17 protein-coding genes are annotated in these 19,459 nt (G+C 40.6%); 1 reads left to right on the plus strand and 16 read right to left on the minus strand.

The annotated features are described in order from the left end of the window. Positions 1–210: 210 nt before the first annotated feature. From nox to miaA, 16 genes are all read right to left on the minus strand, one after another. Positions 211–1,581, minus strand: a complete 1,371-nt coding sequence (gene nox / locus ACXM1Q_RS06465; protein ID WP_458517267.1) for a H2O-forming NADH oxidase — start codon at positions 1,579–1,581, stop codon at positions 211–213. A gap of 110 nt (positions 1,582–1,691) precedes the next feature. Next, positions 1,692–4,796: an SbcC/MukB-like Walker B domain-containing protein gene (locus ACXM1Q_RS06470; RefSeq protein WP_458517269.1), complete on the minus strand. Its 3,105-nt coding sequence runs from the start codon at positions 4,794–4,796 to the stop codon at positions 1,692–1,694. Next, positions 4,793–5,953 carry an exonuclease SbcCD subunit D gene (locus ACXM1Q_RS06475; protein WP_458517271.1) on the minus strand — a complete coding sequence of 387 codons (1,161 nt, stop codon included), beginning with the start codon at positions 5,951–5,953 and terminating at the stop codon, positions 4,793–4,795. The genes ACXM1Q_RS06470 and ACXM1Q_RS06475 overlap by 4 nt, the downstream gene beginning before the upstream one ends. Before the next feature lie 81 nt (positions 5,954–6,034). Then, a complete protein-coding gene (gene brnQ, locus ACXM1Q_RS06480) occupies positions 6,035–7,369 on the minus strand; it encodes a branched-chain amino acid transport system II carrier protein (protein WP_458517273.1) in 1,335 nt (444 codons plus the stop codon). 88 nt (positions 7,370–7,457) lie between these two features. Further along, a complete protein-coding gene (locus ACXM1Q_RS06485; RefSeq protein WP_458517275.1) occupies positions 7,458–8,360 on the minus strand; it encodes an alpha/beta hydrolase family protein in 903 nt (300 codons plus the stop codon). Positions 8,361–8,380: 20 nt separating this feature from the next. After that, positions 8,381–9,190, minus strand: a complete 810-nt coding sequence (locus ACXM1Q_RS06490; protein ID WP_458517277.1) for a ZIP family metal transporter — start codon at positions 9,188–9,190, stop codon at positions 8,381–8,383. Positions 9,191–9,200: 10 nt separating this feature from the next. Continuing rightward, a complete protein-coding gene (locus ACXM1Q_RS06495; RefSeq protein WP_458517279.1) occupies positions 9,201–9,995 on the minus strand; it encodes a Nif3-like dinuclear metal center hexameric protein in 795 nt (264 codons plus the stop codon). Continuing rightward, complete coding sequence (locus ACXM1Q_RS06500; protein ID WP_458517281.1) at positions 9,985–10,662, minus strand: tRNA (adenine(22)-N(1))-methyltransferase; 678 nt, start codon at positions 10,660–10,662, stop codon at positions 9,985–9,987. The genes ACXM1Q_RS06495 and ACXM1Q_RS06500 overlap by 11 nt, the downstream gene beginning before the upstream one ends. Beyond that, complete coding sequence (nth, locus tag ACXM1Q_RS06505) at positions 10,663–11,304, minus strand: endonuclease III (protein WP_458517283.1); 642 nt, start codon at positions 11,302–11,304, stop codon at positions 10,663–10,665. Further along, a complete protein-coding gene (locus tag ACXM1Q_RS06510) occupies positions 11,301–11,981 on the minus strand; it encodes a DnaD domain-containing protein (protein ID WP_458517285.1) in 681 nt (226 codons plus the stop codon). Before ACXM1Q_RS06510 ends, nth begins: the two co-directional genes overlap by 4 nt. A 449-nt stretch (positions 11,982–12,430) precedes the next feature. Further along, entirely contained in the window at positions 12,431–12,943 is a 513-nt protein-coding gene (locus ACXM1Q_RS06515; RefSeq protein WP_135036875.1) for an adenine phosphoribosyltransferase, read from the minus strand. Between the two features lie 88 nt (positions 12,944–13,031). After that, on the minus strand, positions 13,032–15,269 hold the full coding sequence (recJ, locus tag ACXM1Q_RS06520) for a single-stranded-DNA-specific exonuclease RecJ (RefSeq protein WP_458517287.1): 2,238 nt from the start codon (positions 15,267–15,269) through the stop codon (positions 13,032–13,034). Positions 15,270–15,283: 14 nt separating this feature from the next. Then, the gene (rnz, locus tag ACXM1Q_RS06525) at positions 15,284–16,213 is read right to left on the minus strand and encodes a ribonuclease Z (RefSeq protein WP_458517289.1); all 930 of its coding nucleotides are present in this window, start codon (positions 16,211–16,213) and stop codon (positions 15,284–15,286) included. Beyond that, a complete protein-coding gene (locus tag ACXM1Q_RS06530; RefSeq protein WP_458517291.1) occupies positions 16,195–16,848 on the minus strand; it encodes a cystathionine beta-lyase in 654 nt (217 codons plus the stop codon). The genes rnz and ACXM1Q_RS06530 overlap by 19 nt, the downstream gene beginning before the upstream one ends. Next, positions 16,841–18,079, minus strand: a complete 1,239-nt coding sequence (hflX, locus tag ACXM1Q_RS06535; RefSeq protein WP_458517293.1) for a GTPase HflX — start codon at positions 18,077–18,079, stop codon at positions 16,841–16,843. The genes ACXM1Q_RS06530 and hflX overlap by 8 nt, the downstream gene beginning before the upstream one ends. Beyond that, positions 18,072–18,956, minus strand: a complete 885-nt coding sequence (miaA, locus tag ACXM1Q_RS06540) for a tRNA (adenosine(37)-N6)-dimethylallyltransferase MiaA (RefSeq protein ID WP_458517295.1) — start codon at positions 18,954–18,956, stop codon at positions 18,072–18,074. Before miaA ends, hflX begins: the two co-directional genes overlap by 8 nt. Positions 18,957–19,024: 68 nt before the next feature. Between miaA and ACXM1Q_RS06545 the strand changes: the two genes are divergently transcribed. Continuing rightward, complete coding sequence (locus ACXM1Q_RS06545) at positions 19,025–19,195, plus strand: DUF3042 family protein (protein WP_458517297.1); 171 nt, start codon at positions 19,025–19,027, stop codon at positions 19,193–19,195. Positions 19,196–19,459 lie beyond the last annotated feature (264 nt).

Raw genomic sequence — 19,459 nt, forward strand, 5'->3', positions numbered from 1 at the left:
CTATCCCTTCCTCTCCCCGCTACCTCACGATAGTCAGGCTTGGGAGTCGCTATTGGGTTCACCGGTAGCAGGTGCCCACAGAGGACTTGCACCTCAGATGTACGACATGCCCGTCGTACTTAAAAAAGACTAGAAGCATCGCTCCTAGTCTTTATGGACAGCTGAAAGGCTACACCTCTCATTAGTAATCGTCCTCGTTTTTAATCTCACTTATTTATCTGCTGTAAGAGCAGCCATTGTGATGTAGTTATATGGCTTGTTGAAGTGAGGAAGGAAGAAGATATCAGTCAAAGCCAACTTATCAATAGTTACATGCTCTTGGATAGCCAAAGAGAACATGTGAATTCCCATAGACATATCTTCTTTAGAAGCCATTTGAGCTCCAAGAATTTGACGAGTTGTACGATCATAGACAATCTTGATAGCTACTTCATGATTGTCATGTTTGATGAATTCAGGTTTTTGAAGATCGTTGAAACCTGTTTCAACAGCATCAAATCCCGCTGCTTTCGCTTTTTCAAGGGTTAGACCAGTTGAAACCATTTTAAGGTCGTAGATAGAAATCCCGTTTGAACCTTGAACACCAATTCCTTCCAATTCATGACCTGTCGCATTAAAGGCACCTACGATACCTGAACGAACCGCATTTGACGCAAGTGCGATGTAGCTTGGTTTACCAAGAGAATTGTCATAGATTGTAGCACAGTCCCCAATTGCGTATACTCCAGGAATGCTCGTTTCTTGTTTCTTATCAACAAGGAAAGCTCCATTCTTAAACAATTCAATTTTACCAGCCCCAAGTTCTGTATTCGGACGGAAACCAACTGCCAAGATAACCATGTCAACATCAAATGTTTCTTTATCAGTGACAATTCGTTCTACCTTACCGTCACCCTCAACGGCTTGAACTTTTTGACCATAAGCCAAACGAATTCCATGATCTTCCAAATTCTTGTTCATCATATCTGAAAGTTCACGGTCATAATAACCATTGAGAGAAGTTTCAGCAATGTCAATCAAGACCACTTCTTTACCAACACGCTCAAAGGCTTCTGCCAACTCAACACCAATATAACCTGCACCTACAACAGCAACACGTTTGATGTCTTTATTTTCCAAGCGTTCAATAACTTCTGCAGAGTTTTGGTAAAGTTTTACAAATTGAAGATTTTCAAGAGTCGCTTTAAATTCGCGTGTTCCCTCTACCAACTCAACTCCTTTAATCGGTGGAATAATTGGTTGAGAACCAGTCGCAAAGATTAATTTTTCATAGGATTCTACATGCTCTTTGCCATCTACAAGTGCAGTTACTTCTTTTTTGTCATAATCAACTGAGAGAACTGGAGATTCCATGTAGATTCGAGCTCCCTTAGCTTCAAGGGTTTCCTTATTTGAATAGAAAAGTCCCTCTGGACCATCAATTTGTTGACCAATCCAAAGAGCCATTCCACATCCGAGGAATGAGATATTAGAGTTTTGGTCAAATACAACAACTTCGTTTTCATCACCAAAGTTGTCTAACATTGTGTTAATACAAGCTGTACCAGCGTGGTTAGCACCAATTACAACAATTTTACTCATAGTTCGAGTCCTACCTTTAATTTTTTTCTACTTCAGTATAACACAATCTGACAGCGTTTTCAAATATTTCCTAATCAGTTTTTGAAAAAAACCATGAAAAATTTCAGAAATTATAGAGAGACTTGCTGAACAGAGCTCCGACCAGATCCACGTTTTTCTACGAGTATCTGTTTCGAAATCCCTTGTTTCATTACCTCTACGTGAGATATTAACCCGATCATACGACCGTCACGTCCTAGACTCTCCAACACATCTAATGTAACCAAAAGGGTTTCCTGATCGAGACTTCCAAAACCTTCATCGATAAAGAGAGCTTCTAATTCAATCCCTCCCTGACTTTCTTGAATCACATCAGATGTAGCTAAAGCTAGGGCCATACTCGCTAGAAAACTTTCGCCACCCGAAAGTGTCGAAACGGGTCTTAATTGTCCAACTTCTTGATCCAAGACATCTAAATCCAGACCAGCTAGACTTCGCCCAGAAGATTTCTGGTTTTTAAGTACAAATTGGTAGCGCCCTTGGGAAAAATCATGGTAATAACGGTCATTAGCAACCTCTACAATTTGATTAAAATAATGCTGTAGAACATAGGCTTTGATATCCAAGCGACTCTCAGTCTGACCACTAAGTACCTGAACTAATTGATCCAATTGGCTATACAGTAAATTGCTGGTAACCTGATCCTGGTTTAGCTCCTCCAATTGTTTCTCGATAGCTAGAGCATGATCGATTCGACTCTGAATCAGAGCCAGACTCTCTTTTTTTTGTGTGACTGCTGACTCTAACGTTGCAAGCAAGATTTCTCTTTCCTGAGGACTATCCATTTGAATAACTTTAGGTTCATTTGCCTTCAAACGACTGATCTCAAGTCTCACCCCTTGAAGCTGGGTTTCAAATTGTGTAAGTTGCTGGCGTAGTTCACCACGCTTGGGAATTTCTTGAAGAACCATCAAAAATTCAGGCATCTCTACTTCAGGCAAGACCTCAGTCCGTAATTGTTCTAAGGCCTTATTGTTCTTAGAGCTAGCTTCTTTGTAAAGATGGCTATTCTCAGCCTGTTGGTTAACTTTCGTTTTATAAGCTTGTCTCTGAGCTACGAGCCTGAGTTCTATGTGAGAAAGATTCTCCTTAGCTATTTGAAAGTTTTTCAACGTAGTTTTTTGTGTTTCCAGCTTCACTTCAAGTTCGCTAAGACTCTGATTCCCGAACTGCCTTTCGATATTTTTTAAGTCTTGTTCCCACTCCTGTATTTGATGATAAGCTTGCTCACTACTTAGTTCCAACTCTTGAAACTTCAAAGAATAGGTGTTTTGTAACGCTAGTAGGGCCTCTCTTCTTTCCCTCATCTCTTCTTCTTTTTGGACGTGAGTTTCCAGGCTTTCTTGATAGCTTTGAAGAGCCTGCTTCAGACCAGCTAACGTCGTGTGCTCTGGATTTAACTGAGACGTAAGACTATGTAGATGAGACTGATAAGTAGCTTCCTCTGCCTCTAATACAAGTTTCAATTCAGACACATGTTCTTCCAAATTAGCCTGAGACTGTTGTAGATTGGACAGCTCAAGTTTCTGTTCATAATAAGCAATTTCTAGCTGCACATACTTTTCTTCGCTTCTTGGAAGGCTAGGAATAGGGGGAGTACTAATCTTATTTTGACAGACTGGGCAATCATCGCCCGGATGAACTTGCGATCGTACCATATCCAAAGCCAAAGACCACCTTGTTTTCTGAAAATCTCGGAACTCTTGCTCTTGACTCGACTGGATTAAATCTGTAATCTGAGTTTGAATATTTTCCAACTGTAAACTCTGCGCTGCTAATTCTAGTTTTTGCGCTTCTATCTTCTGATTTTGTTGCTGAAGATGATGGTAGTCTGTCTGATATTCCATCAACTGAGACCAATTAGTAGATTTCTGCTTCAAGGCTTGCAACTGTCCGTCAATTTGAATCAGTTCTTCCTGATTCTTCTTCCGTAGTTGTCGATAGCGTTTCCGCTCTATTTGAAGGTTACTCAACTCAGTTTGCTTGCTCTCTAGCTGCTGAACTAATCGTTGACATTCAAGGAGTTTCTCATAGTGATATTCCAAGTCTGCTATTTTTTGGCGAAGCTCCTCTTCATCTTCCTGTCCAACCCGCTTTTCTTCTACGCTAAATTCTCTGATGACTGTATCTAAATCCTGTTTTTCTCGCTTGAGTTGCTTTTCAGTTGCTACCAAGGCTAGCTTTTGCTGGCTTAATTGTTCCTGCCGGTCAAGGAGAATTTGTCCTCCCTCCAGTTGATCCAACAGCTCCAACTCCTTCTTGTCCTCCTGATAGCTGGGATAAGAATCCAGTAACTCTAGCTGAAGTTTCTCTTGCTCCTTCAGATTCTGCTCCCAATCACGGCGTTGTTGCCAAGCCTGAAGCTCTGCAAATACTTCCTGAACCTGCTTCTCTAACATTTCTAGCTCTTGCTCTTCTCTATCTTTTTCTTTTGTAAAAGCTTGAAGAGCTTCTGCCATAGCTCCCTGGATTTGCCCTGATTCAAAAAACTCTTGTTCTTCTCCCACTACACTACGGGCAAGAACAATCATTTCTAGGTCTCTAGCTTCAATCTTCTGGCGATCTTGTTTCCGCTTTTCTTTTAAGTTTTCAACTAAAAAATGATAGGCATCAACATCAAAAAGAGTTTGGAGGATTTCCTCTTTCTCCTTGGAATTGGCGAGTAAAAAACGCTTAAAATTGTGCTGGGGGAGAAGTAAGATACGTTGGAACTGGTCTTTATTCAAGTGCAACAGCTCCTCAATCGCTTGGGTCACTTCCGCAACCTTGCTATAACTAGGACCTACCAAGTACCCATCTTGAATCTCAGAAAAAAGATGCTGGTCTCGAAAAAGACTAGAAAAGGGACGGTCTGGATCCCAGGTCACTCGTTTAGGAGTCCAAGACCTCTCCACTCGGTATACCTTACCTCTATGACTAAATTCCAATAAAATACTAGATGGTTCTTTTGAAGTAAAGGCTGCAAATTCACTTCGTAAATCGATAAATCGCTTGTCTCCAACCTTGAATTGAGCATTGTTGTAATAAAGTGCAGTTACCAATAAATCAAAAATGGTTGTTTTTCCAGAGCCGGTTTCTCCTGAGATGAGAAAAAGGCTATCCGCATAATCCCGAAAATCCAGATCTAAGTATGCGTGGGGGCCAATATTTCTAGCTTGTAGGCGAATTGGTTTCATGTTTCCTCCTTGATTTCTAGAAGGCTCGTCTCAATCCAGGTTGCTTGCTGCTCGCTTAGTTCATGTCCCGCCTGCTCCCGGAAAAATTGATGGATTAATTCGAGCGGAGATTCTAGACGCTCTTGAATCCAGACTCGTTTTTGTCTATTTGTGACATCCTCTGCAATCCGGATATCCAAAATGTCCGGGTAATAAGCAGATAATGAATCCTTTAAATGACGAATCCCTTGAGGCTTGGCCGTTAAATGAATACTATAATAAGCTGGACCTTCAGCCTGAATTTGAGCTACAAAATCTTTCGCAGTAATATCCTCATAACTTCCGCTAATCAAACGGATATCCTTAGAAGATTGAATGGGTTGAAATTGAACTGCTAATAGTTCTTGTTGCCAATCTAAGATTAGAATACCTTTCTCCTGCCAATGTTCATCGACCGCAAATTTCAGCAAGGAACCGGAGTAACGAATCTGTTCACTTGGACTAGATAGGTGGGAGTGCAGGTGCCCTAGAGCAACATAGCTAAAACTAGAAAAGAGGCGGGTTGGTAAGTGATTGAGACCTCCGATTTCTGACTTCCCTTCACTAATCAGTTGATAGTCCTCGTTTCCTTTACCAGCTACATAAAAATGGCTGATGAGAATCGGTTTTTTATCCGGCTTGATAAGGGCTTCCATGTCCTTAACAAGCCGTTCCATAGCCTGACTGATCGTCTCCATTTGAGCTTTATTCTCCTCAGAAATCCCATAAAAACGGCGGGCATCACTAGGGTGAAAAAAAGGTAGGAGAAAGATTTGAAACTCCCCGAAATCGATTGGTTCCAAAGCTTGTTCAATTTGAGTAGCCAAATAAAGTTGCCCTTGTTGCATCCAGCGGGTACCAAATTGGAGACGATTGGCACCGTCATGGTTACCTGAAACAATAAAAAGAGGGAGTCCCAATTCCACATTCAACTCATAAAGCATCTGATCCAAGGCCTTGGTTGCAGAAATAGGGGGCGTTGACACATCAAAAAGGTCACCAGCTAAAAAAATGGCATCCACTTGTTCCCTTTGAGCCACATCTTTAAGCTCCTGAAAGACGGACCACTGCTCTTCCAGTAAGGAATATCCATGGAGTTTGCGACCAATATGCCAATCCGCTGTGTGTAAAAATTTCATTCATACTCCTTCCCGTTTCATCATTCTTTAAGCATAACAAAAAAAGTTATGGCAAACAAATGTCTACCATAACTTTTGAAATTATTCAGTTTCCATTTCGAAAACATCTGCCTTTTGCTTATCAGGAAGCACTAGAGCTAGTAACAAGCCAGCAAGAGCTGGTGTTGTCCAAGCCATAGATGCTGCCGCAAATGGGAGACTTTGAACTAATGTAGTCAATGCTGTAAGACCAAAGCTAGATCCTAGAACTTCTGCTAATGATACCAAGGTTACCAAACCAACGGTCACCTGCATACCTCGTTTTGAAAGAGGCACAAACTTATTGACAATCACAATCAACACAAGAACGATTGTAATTGGATAAAGAATCATCAATACAGGAACTGAGAAGGTAATGATTGTATTCAAACCAAGGTTTGCAATGGCAAAACCAATCAAGGTAAAGGCAGTCGCAAAAGTCTTGTAAGAGTATTGTGGGAAACGTGAATTGAAGAATTCACCAGTCGCCACAATCAAACCAGCTGTGGTTGTAAAGCAGGTCATTGTAATCATGAAGGCCAAGAAGAGCTGACCGACAGAACCAAAGACTTGTTTTGTTGCTTCTGTTAGGACATAAACTCCTTTGTTCACATCCGCATTTGCAACGACATCTGCAGGAACTGGGAAAGAATTTCCCAACATTGCAAGACCAATATAAAGACCACTGAAAGCGAGCGCTACTACCAAACCAACAATCCAGATAGTAGTGATGTACTCTTTTTTACTTGTGAAACCTAACTGTTTCAAGGTTTGTACGGCAATCACACTAAAGGCTACAGAAGCCAAGGCATCTAAGGTATTGTAACCTTCAAGGAAACCTGTTCCAAATGCTGCAGTTGCATAGCCATCAATAGCTGCTTGAGGCGCTTGACTAAAGCTAGCAAGACCAAGGATAATCAAGAGTACAATGGATAGGGCAAAAATAGGTGTTAAAATTCGACCAACTGAGTCTAAGATTTTAGAAGGATTCAAAGCAATAAGGTAAGCAGCTCCAAAATACAAAACAGTGAACATAAAGAGAGCTAAACTTGAATTGAATCCATTTAAAAGAGGCTCAATCCCAACACTAAAAGCTGTTGTCGCAGTCCGAGGAATCGCAAAGAAAGGACCAATCGCCAAGTATAGAGCTACTAAATAAATAGTTGCAAATACTGGTGAAACTTTTTTGGAAATTTCATAAACGTATCCTTTGGGATTAAGCGTTCCAATAATCAATGTTAGAACCGCTAAACCTACTCCCGAGACGACAAAACCGAAAATTGCGGGCCAGAAATTTTGTCCAGACAAGACTCCAAGGGCTGGCGGGAAAATCAAGTTACCAGCTCCAAAGAAGATACCAAACAAAAGTAGCCCCGTTAAGGCACCTTTTTTTACCATAAACATCTCCTTTTTCTAAATATGACCTTTATTATATAGGACTTTTAGAGATTTGACAATAGTTTTCAGAAAATTTTAATAGTTTTTATTAATCATTTCGATCATTTTGATTATCCTGTAAAAATTTTAGAATAGGATAGGTGATTGTTGGAAAATAATCACCAGAAAAATCATGGCCTGCACCATCAATAATCTGAACTTGGCCATTTTGTAAATAAGGCCTAGCCTTTTCACTGTAGGAAAAAGGAACAATTTCATCTTGATTTCCATGCAGAATTAAAACAGGACCGGGATATTTGGATAATTCTGTATAGATATGAATAGGCCAGACATCCAATAAATAATTGGGACTGATTTCCATATCAAACTGATCAAAAATTTTGCTCTCTTCGGGAATCTGTTCCAAAGAATCATAGACTTGATGGGGAAGTTCACTAATGACAAAGGCAGGATACATAAGCAGTAAACTTTGAACACTTTCAGGCTCCTGACTAGCTACCAAACTAGCAACAAGCCCCCCCTGACTAATTCCTAAAAGATTCGTCTGTTCAGGTTCGATTTCCGTCCACTCCTGACTGACTTTCAAAACAGATTTCAAATCTTCTACTTGACTAGTAACGGTCAATTCTTTGGCATTACTACTACTTTGGCTTTTAGGTCCTCCATGCACAAAATCAAAGGTATAAACTGCATAACCTCGTGAAGCTAATAACTCTGCATAGACTCTGCCTTGACGGTAAGAACCATTAAAACCATGAGCAAAAATGACCAGAGGAACCTTATTTTTACTATTGGGGATGTAGATCTGCCCATTTAATTTTCGAACGCCATCTTGAATATCTCTGTCTTCAACACGGTATTGGGTTTGGGGCAAGGTAATCGGGACGGTTCCCTCCCTCGTAGTCTCAATTTCAGGATCCTGAGTTGTCCCAGCCCAAATGAGGCTGAACCCAATGACCATTAGGCTTAGCAGTAAGCCTATTTTTTTCATGTTCAACCTCCTTTTTTATTTCACCCTAAAGCAACATCTAAAATCATCATTAAAACAAAACCAATCATAAGTCCAAGGGTTGCTTGATCTGTATGCCCATTCGTTTGAGAATCCGGAATCAACTCTTCAACAACTACAAATATCATCGCACCTGCTGCAAAAGAAAGAGCATAGGGAAGAAGGGAGGTCATGGCTAAAACAGCTAAAGCTCCCAAAAGAGCTCCGAGTGGTTCGACGATAGCAGAATTGGCTCCCCAAGCAAAGGCTGACCAACGGGAACGCCCTTCTGTTCGAATCGGTACCGCGAGAGCAGCACCTTCAGGAATGTTCTGTAAACCAATCCCTAAAGCCAAACCAATGGCTGAGATTAAGGCTGCTGTATTGCCACCTTGAATGGCCCCAAAAGCAACTCCAACGGCTAATCCTTCGGGAAAATTATGGATGGTAATGGCTGAAAAAAGTAGAGCTGTCCGAGATAAGCGTTTCTTAGGCTGCAAACCTTCCACTTCTTTTTGGCTCAGATGAATATGAGGAATCACCATATCCATCAATCGAAGAAAGAAACCGCCAGCTAAAAATCCAATGGCTACCGGTAACCAGCTCCATTTGCCATAAGTAGGCTCTGCAAATTCCAAGGCTGGTGATAAAAGAGACCAAAAGGAAGCGGCAATCATAACACCAGCCGCGAATCCCATAGTGGTATCTAAGGCTTTACGATTGACATCTTTAAAAAAGAAAACAACTGCCGCCCCCAAGGCCGTACAAAACCAGGTAAAGAGACCAGCTCCAAAAGCCAACCAAATTACAGACTGTTGTGCTAACCATTCCATAATCTACCCCCTAGAGATGGTAAAAAGGATTGGTTGAAATCCGACTTCCAAGAATATCCAGCTCCCAGCCTTCTTCTTGCTTCCATTTTTCTAAAAGCATAGTTAGACCTTGGATAAAGACAACTTCAATATAATGACCTGGATCAATGGCTCGCAATCCTTGAGAGAGGAAGTCTTGGGCGGTATGATAGTAAATATCTCCCGTAATGAGGACATCTGCTCCCTTAGCAATCGCATCTTGAGCAAAAGATTGACCACTTCCCCCGCAAATTGCAACACGTTTGACTGGTTGATCTATGTAACCTGGATATTCTACCAAACGCACACTATCCAAATGGAAAATTTCTTTGACCTTAAGAGCTAGATCTTGAAACTCCATGGCTTCAATCTCCCCTATACGACCAATCCCTTGACCTGGAGCTGTTTCATGAAGAGGCTCTTGATTCTCAATTCCTAGCAAATCACAGAACCAATCATTCAATCCACCTTCTACAACATCAATATTTGTGTGAGAGACATAGACTGCAATATCTGCTTTAATTAAGTCCACATAAATACCATTCATACCTTGATCATAGACCAAGTTTTGAATTGGACGAAAAATTGGTGCGTGTTTGACAATCAGCAAGTCTACTTGGTTGGCAATCGCTTCTTCAACTGTTTGTTCCCGAATATCCAAGGTTACCATCACTCGCTTCACGTCCTTGTCTAAAGAACCAATCTGCAATCCAACCTGATCGCCCTCAAGTGACAATTCTGGCGGACAAAAAGCCTCATAGCGTTTAATAATATCTCTAACTTTCATCTAATACCTCTTTTATAGTGGATAATTTTTGAGTTAATTCCATTCTTTCTTCTAGATGCTCCTCTGGAATCTTTAGAAGAATCTCTTCAATTTTGCCAGCTTCCTTTAACCATTTTTTACGAAAGACTTCCGGCTTACTCTTTAAAAGATAAGGACCAAAGGTTTGCTCGACCCAACTTAATGTCATCTTCCCTGGCTTAGCAACGATAATTTCATAGATTTTCCCAGCTTCTTCCAAAATCTCTTCTGCGATAATTTGATAAGCATGTTTTTCTAACCAGATTCGTAACTCATTTTCTCGGTTATTGGGTTGAAGAATAAGGGTCTGAATTCCCTGCAACTTGACTTGGCCTTGATCCAAAATAGTTGAAATCAGTCTCCCTCCCATTCCGGCAATGACAATCTCCTCAATCCCATCTTCAACTGTCATTGCATCTAAGCCTGACGCTAACCTAACCTGAATCTGCTGGGTAAGTCCTTCTTTTTGCACATTTTGACAAGCTGATTGAAAAGGACCTTCCACGACTTCCCCTGCAATGGCTCCGGAAATGACTCCCCTTTTAACCAAAGCAATGGGGAGATAGGCATGGTCACTCCCTACATCTAACATTTTTACTCCAGGGCTAACAAAACTAGACACTATGTCTAAACGTTTCGATAAGGACATTTATTCCTCCAAATTTTTATAATAATAGCAGAGAGACTGAACGGGACAAGTCTCACACTTAGGTTTTCTGGCAGTACAATGATACCGACCAAAAAAAATCAAACGATGATGGGTCGCAATCCAATCTTTCTTAGGGATTTTGGCCATGAGATCTTGTTCAATCTGCTCAACACTAGCATCTTGTGCAGAAATATTCAGACGTTTCGCGATACGGCTAACATGTGTATCTACGGCAATAGCTGGAATTTGATAAATTTCCCCTAAAACGACATTGGCCGTTTTACGTCCCACACCTGGCAGGGACTCCAATTCTTTATGAGTCTTGGGTACTTGACCATCAAACCGCTCTAGAATTTCCTGAGCTGTGCGAATAATATTTTTAGCTTTTGATTTATATAGTCCAATATGGCGAATCGTTTCTTCCACCTCAGGTAGAGAGGCTTTAGCTAAGTCTTCAATTTCTGGGTACTTGGCCCACAAACCAGGTGTAACTTTATTAACAGATTTATCCGTTGCTTGTGCAGATAAAATCACTGCAACCAGTAGTTGAAAAGGCGTTTCATAGTTCAATTCACCACGAGCATCCGGAAACATCTCTGCTATAATATCCAAGATCCGTTTTAATCTAACACGTCCAATCAATCGTCCACCCTCCATAAATTGACATTGTTTTTAAACTCATCACTGGCTTTAATTTGTCGCGTTTTTTTCAAGTTCCATTCATCACGACGACGTTGAATTTGTTCCTTAGTCCGAACTCCTTCTCGAACCCAACTTCTAACAATGGCTTGCCAATAACGCCAATTGGTTTTTCCATTTAAGAGTGATTCGCGAACAGCTTCTTGAATCAGAACAATAGGAACTTCCCGGGACATTTTTTGTAAATCTTCGATTTCAATCGAACTTAACATCCGACCATAATTTTCTTCGAAGAATTGCAACAAATCTTGGAACTCTTTTTGATTGGCTATCTCTTTGTTTTCCGTTTCCCCATCCTCGATTAGCATATCTAATCTTTGAAATAAAGGACTGGCATCAATATAGAAACCAACTTTCCCATCTTCTTTGCTAGTATCCTTGTATTGAACAGAACCACTTGAAATAAGACTATTAAGAACTCTATTAATCGTATCCAATTCCATCCCAGTTCGCTTACTAAGAACATCAATAGAGATACTAGCATTCTTCGTTGAATTTTCTAAATAGACCATTTGCCAAATTAGAAATTCCTCAGACGATGAAAACAATTGATGTATATTTTCAAATAAAAAAGCTGGTAAGACCATTTGCCCAGTTTGGTACTGTTGGTAAAATCCCATAATTCTCCTTTTTCATACTTGTATCTTGTACTCCCTAACATGTCAAACAATCTCAGGGTAAGCAAGAACTACTTTTGAATATCCTGAGCTACAAGGTCCTAACGATTGAGGGAAATAAACCTAACGTTCTAGCTCCCACCATTAGTAAATGGTCACACTTTGATTCAACAACAGAGGCTTACGAAACAAACAAGACTTGGTCGAATTTCGTAAAACTCCGCATATTCTTACATTCAAAAACGTAACGAATGACGTCCTGATAAAACCATCCAACCATAATCGTAGCAAGTTTGATACAAATCTCTCCCATATTATCAAAGACGGGAAGGGAGAGTGACATTGTTCTTTAGCAGACAAGTCTTGGAACGAGCATTTTTCCTATTCCCTATTATACTCTATTTCTTCTTGAACAAAAAATCTTCTTGAAGAAAACTTCAAGAAGATTCGGATTAGTAATGCATAAGAACTTTATAGTCGTAATCGCCAATAGCCTCGCGACCCTTCAAGTCATCTAACTCAATTAGGAAAGCACAACCTGCAACAATGCCCCCTAAACGCTCAATCATTTCGATGGTCGCTTTAACAGTTCCACCAGTCGCCAATAAATCATCCACAATGAGGACACGTTGACCAGGCTTAATGGAATCTGCGTGCATCGTTAAGGTGTCAAGTCCATATTCTTTTTCATAGTCTGCAGAAATCACTTCACGTGGAAGCTTGCCGGGCTTCCGTACAGGAGCAAAACCAATACCAAGTTCATAGGCAACCGGACAACCCACGATAAATCCACGTGCTTCAGGACCTACAATCATATCAATCTTCTTATCAGTCGCGTATTGAACAATTTCCCGAACTGCATAAGAATAGGCATTCCCATTAGCCATCAAAGGACTGATATCACGGAAGGTTACCCCTTCTTGCGGATAATTTTCAATTGTAGCAATATAATCTTTTAAGTTCATAATAGACTTTCTATCAAAATGTTTTTACAATCCATTCTACCATACTTCTATCACAATAGCTAGAAGTGCATCACAAATAAATCTAGGTTTAGGATTTTTCTAGGGGAAAATGCAGCAAATAATCATAGATATCCTCAACAGAATCTAAGGCCATTTTTTCTTGAAAACGAGCTAAATCTTTTAAGTTTTGATAAATCTCACTCTCCTCGATAGACCGTTTAACAACATTTGGATTTTCCTTAAGAACGCCATCTTCAATGGTGACAAATTCCAACTCTTGAAAAATTTGCAACATCTTGATCAGAAGTGGACGTTGGATTTTTAAATAAGTCGCCAGATCATTTAATTTGTAGCGTACATCAAACTCTGGAACCTGCCGAATAGTCTTATACAACAAAGCAAATTGTTCTCTCGTACCTATACCTGTTAAATAATAAGCTTCTTGAATAGTGTTTTTAAAATAAAAAACCTGTGGTTGTCGTTCTTGCACAAAGCGAGCCAAGGGCTCCACGGTTTCTGGCAACTGGTCTAAGACGTAAGCAGCTGCTTCCGGAACATTAGTTGGGAAATCTTCCGTAAATTCTAAAACTGGAACAGAATCCGGTAAAGGCAGTTTCCCCGCACGAATATTGTAAAGCTGTAAACCTTCAATCCTTGCATCTACCATCATTAATTGAAGACTGGTCTGGCCATTCCATTGATTTACGGACAAGGTCACTAAAAGCTCAAGTCTCTTAGACTGTGAAAACTCTAAGGCTAAATGTCCATAACCAAAACCAACAACCTCAAACTCTGCTTCACCTTGAGATATCTTTAGTTTGAGGTGGGCATTTCCTTGTCCCATAGTTCTAGTAGCTTCCACCTGAAAATCAGAAATATAAAAAACAGGTTGCCGATTCTCCATTCCAAATGGGGCTAATTGCCGGAACTGTTCAAGTGTTTTTAAACTGAGATTCTGTAAATCTAAAGCTTCATCCACCTGATAGGCCGGTTTTTCCTTGGGATCTAATCCAAGACTAGCAATGTAATCTTCTAAAACAGCCTTTAAAGCTGGCAACTGTTCCAATTCCAATGTCATTCCAGCTGCACCTGCATGCCCCCCGAAAGCTTGAAACAAATCTCGATGGGGATCTAAGGCTTCAAACAGATGAATTGATTCAGGACTACGTGCAGAACCCTTAGCCTTTGTACCATCACTACTCAAAACGAGTACTGGCTGACCCGTTTCTTCTAACAGTCGACCAGCGACAATTCCTAGGACTCCTGGATTCCAGCCCTCTTGCACCAATACTTGAGCCCTAGCCTCCGGATCCAATTGGGCACGCGCTTCTTCATAAATAGCTTGAACTAGCTCTTTACGCTCTGTATTTTTAGCATCAATCATCTGAGCTAACTCGTGAGCCAGCTCATCATCAAACCCTGTAAGCAGTTCTAAAGCTGGATTTGGATCATCCAAACGTCCTAAGGCATTCAAGCGAGGAGCAATCTGAAAACCAACCGTCTCCTCATCGGCTTCATCCAGCTTCAAAGAGGCAACTGCCGCCAATTCTTGCAACCCAATCCGTTGAGTTTGTTGCAAGATCTTAAGACCGTAGGAGACTAGAATCCGATTCTCTCCCACTAAAGGTACCATATCTGCAATGGTACCGATAGCTACTAAATCTAGAAAATCTTGGACTACATCTCCAAGTAAGGCACAAGCCAGTTTAAAGGCCACTCCGACCCCTGCCAAATGATGAAACGGATAGGAATCCCCCGGTAATTCAGGATGAATAATAGCATAGGCAGGTGGCAAGATTTCTGGTAGTGCATGGTGATCCGTTACAATGACATCCACCCCGACTTGATCCGCATATTCCAAGGCCTCGTGACCAGCCACACCATTATCAACTGTAATAATAAGGGAAATATCTTGGTTTTCGATGAAATATTTATAGACACTCTTATTAGGTCCATAGCCATCCGTAAAACGATTCGGAAGATAAACTTGGACCTCTGCTCCCATTTCTTCCAAAACTTCTTTCATAATGGAAGCACTGGTCATACCATCAGCATCATAATCTCCATAGACCAGAATTGACTCATTATGTTGGATGGCCTCTTCAATTCGAGCCACCGCTTTTTCCATATCTTGAAAAAGAAACGGGTCAGAAAGATTCTCTAAATTTGGCTGTAAAAATTCTTCTAATTCATCCTTGCTTTGGATTCCACGTTGGTAAAGGAGGTCTGCAACCGATTCTTCCAAACCAAATGTTTTAGCTTCCACGATAAAATCCTGATCTTCGACTTTTGGTCGAAATTGCCAATCGTACTTTGCTTCTATCATCTAGCTCCCCTACTCTACAGTGGAATTTCTTCTAAATCTTTGACAACATGAACATTTGGAAAAATGCTAGCAGCATCATCTCGCATTTGACTAATATCCTTGGCCAAAAAGCGTGGGCTAATATGGTTCAATAGAAGACGTTTGGCACCAGCTTCCTTGGCTACTTTAGCAGCATCCATATTGGTAGAGTGACCGTGATTGCGTGCCAATTTTTCATCACCCTTACCGTAAGTAGCTTCATGAACCAAGATATCAGATGCAACCCCCAAGCGGACACTGGCATCTGTTTTCCGAGTATCACCAAGAATCGTAATCACCTTACCGGGTCTAGGAGGGGAGAGATAGTCCTTGGCTCTAATAAGGCGACCGTCCTCTAGAGTAATATCTTCCCCTTTTTTAATTTTTCCAAATAAAGGACCAAAAGGAACTCCCACTTGCTTCAATGCATCGGCATCTAAGGTTCCTTCCAAATCTTTTTGAATAACCCGATATCCTACACAGAAAATGCTGTGGTCTAACGCATCCGCGTACACTTTAAACTGTTCTGTTTCCATAATCAATCCGAGATTGTCTGAATCAAACTCATGAAAATGGATGCGGTATGGGAGACGTGAACCCGATAAACGTAAACTATTTAAAACATAATTTCGGATCCCCACTGGACCATAAATATCCAGATCGGTCTGTTCTTCATTCGCTTGAAAAGCCCGACTAGACAAGAAGCCAGGTAAACCAAAAATATGATCACCATGCAGATGAGTAATAAAAATCTTGCTAACCTTGCGCGGGCGAATACTGGTATGCAGAATCTGGTTCTGAGTGCCTTCACCACAATCAAAAAGCCAAACTTCATTGATTTCATCTAGCAATTTTAGGGCTAAACTGGAAACATTTCGGGCTTTTGAAGGTTGACCTGCACTGGTCCCTAAAAATTGTAAGTCCATTCTTTCTTCTCCATTACTACCATGAGTTGACGTTCCCTGGAACCATACCAGAGGAGAGTTTCAACTTTTTGTTTGTTTAATTGTTCAAGTAAATCTTCCTGACTATAGGAACTAAACTTCTGACTTCCATCACTCAGCATCAAGCGATCCGTTAAAGGAGTCACAGCCTCTTCTCCAATCACTTTCTGTGCCACTTGTGGACGTAATATAATTCGGCCTTGAACATACCCAATCAAATAATCTGGAAAAATAGTTGCAATCTCCCACAGTAATTCAGGTGTTACAACTTCCTCTACTTGAGCAAATATCTGTCCCAAACCACTCTCATCAAGAAGAGCTAGACCATATGCCTTGCCAGACAAATTTAAACGAATAAATGGCCTAACTTCCCTAAAGGAAGGATCTTTTTGAAACAATTCAAAAGCCTGACTCATTTCGTAAAGGTAATCCATAGCCTCTTTAGGGCCTTTTTTCTGATATAACTCAGCAAAATAAGCATTCAAGACACTTGGTGGTGGAGTAATCCAAGCTAGGATTTCGCTGTCTGTTTTTCCTTGTAAGACATGCTCAAGGTAATTCCGATCAAGAGAGGTATAACCTCCCAATGAAATGGCACGTTCAATCCATTTATTCATAAAAAGCCTCTAATCTCCATTTATTTTTTTCAGCAATCCAGCCAGAAACATACACTCCTGCTTGATCATATTCGAGAGTTCCGATCAAAGCAAGCTCCTCCAATTCGTGTAACCTGTATTGTTTGGATAGTGGCCAGCGAATTTCAAAAGGCTCCCACAAGGCCTTCAATTTATTGACTATAATTTCTTTTAGCTCCTCTTTAGCGAAAGGAGAATGGGCAGAAATACTGCTAGACGGGTTCAGAGTAGGAACAAAATCATCAACCCTATCCAACTTATTATAAAGAGTAATCCGTGGAATCTGATTCATATCTAACTCTTGCATCAACGAAAGCACTGTTTTCTCTTCCTGCTCATGATACGGATCGCTCGCATCAATCACATGGATTAGCAAATCCACATGTCTACTTTCTTCCAACGTTGACTTAAAACTAGCAACTAATTCTGTCGGTAAATCCTGGATAAAACCGACTGTGTCCGTTAAGGTAGCCTGTAATTGTTGATCAAGATGAATTTTTTTGGTTGTAGCATCCAAGGTCGCAAAAAGCTCATCAGCTTCATACTGGGGGCTTTCACCAAGAATATTCATAATTGTGGACTTACCTGCATTGGTGTAGCCAATTAAACCTATTTGTAAGTCGGGACTTGCCAGACGTTTTTGACGAATCTGATTCCTGTTTTTTTCAACTGCCTTTAATTGTCGTTCGATATCTGTAATCTGATTACGCACAGCACGTCGATTTAGCTCTAATTGACTTTCACCTGGTCCACGGGAACCAATTCCTCCCCCCTGTCGACTCAGCATAATCCCTTGGCCAACCAAGCGTGGTAAGAGATATTGGAGTTGAGCAAGATGAACTTGAAGCTTCCCTTCATAAGATTTAGCTCTTAGCGCAAAAATATCCAGTATTAATTGCATCCGGTCAATGACCTTCACACCCCACTGTGTTTCTAGATAAGTATTCTGGCGAGGGGTAAGACGGTTATTGACAACCACACTGTCAATTTCTTCTGCTTCTATCCAGTTACTAATTTCTTCTACCTTACCGCTACCGATCAGACTACGAGCATCAGGGCGCTCTCTTTTTTGAACAATTTCTTTGATAACCTTAGCTCCAGCCGTTTGGGTAAGACGGGCTAATTCTTCCATGGACATTAAAAAATGATCCATTTTCGGTAGTTCCACACCGAGTAAGAGGACTCGCTCTTGTTCTTTTTCCGTATTAATCATTTAAAAAATCCTCAATCAATTTCTGAATCTCAACTTTAAAGTTAGGAGTTGAAACTACAAAGAAGTTCGGATTCATGCGATTACGAAACCAAGTCAACTGCCTCTTGGCAAAACGGCGAGTATTCTTCTTAATCGTTTCAAGGGCTAATTCTAAGCTAGTATCCCCTTCAAAATAAGGAAAGAGCTCTTTGTATCCAATTCCACGAACTGCTTGTGCATGGGGATGATTCTTATACAGCCAATGCGCTTCCTCTAACAATCCCTCCTCAACCATCTGATCAACTCGTTGATTAATTCGTTGATAAAGAAGCTCACGCTCATCGTCCAGTGCAATCAAAAGAGCTTCAAAATCTTGCTCTTGATTGACCAAATCTTGTCCAAATTTATCTAATTCGAGAGCTCTGATAGCACGACGCCGATTAATTTCTCGAATCGAGATCCCCTTCTGATTTACCAAATCATACAAGGTTTCAGTCGCTAAGACCTCTAATTCTTGGCGGTAGGCTAAAAGAGCTTCTTGATCCAAATCCCCACCCAAATGATAGCCTTCCAAGAGACTCTGTAAATAAAGACCTGTTCCACCCACCAAAATCGGCAAGGCGCCTCTTTGTACGATTTCCTCTATCTTGATTTTAGCTTCTTGAACAAAATCAAAAGCCGAATACTCTTGATCGACTTCTCTTACATCCAACAAATGATGGGGAATCAATTCCTGTTCAGCTCTACTAACCTTGGCAGTACCAATATCCAGTCCACGATAGACTTGTTGACTATCACCTGAGATGATTTCCCCATTATACTTTTGGGCCAACTCAATTCCCAAAGCAGACTTACCTACCGCAGTTGGCCCCATGATAACAATTAACTTGGTTTTCATTTTTTTCCTTGAAAAATTCTAACATTTTCTGTACCATATATTATAACACAGAAAAAGGAGATAGACTTATGGCAAATAATTTTGGTAAAGGTCTTTTGACAGGAATTGTAGGAACTGCAGCTGCTGTTGCAGGAGCTGTTTACGCAGTCCACAAAACTATCATTGAACCTGAGGAACAAAAAGCTGCTTTTATCGAAGAAAATCGTAAAAAAGCTGCCCGTAAACGCGTATCCCACTAATCAAAAGAGGTTGGAAATTCTCAATGTCATTAAGTTAAGGATTTCGAAAGCTCGATTTATGAGCTTTCGAAATCCTTTTTTTGCTATACTTAGGCTAAAGGAGGTGGATAGAATGCCAAATCAAGTAAAGAAGCAACTGCGAAAAAGTATTGCTGCTGTGATAGAGCGAGAGCGAGGAAGTTTGATCCATAACCCATCTGATTTTTCTCGTAATCGGGAACTATCTCTCAATAAAACGGTGAATTTAATCCTTGGTATGTCCGG

This window comes from Streptococcus sp. 10F2 (genome assembly GCF_054331515.2).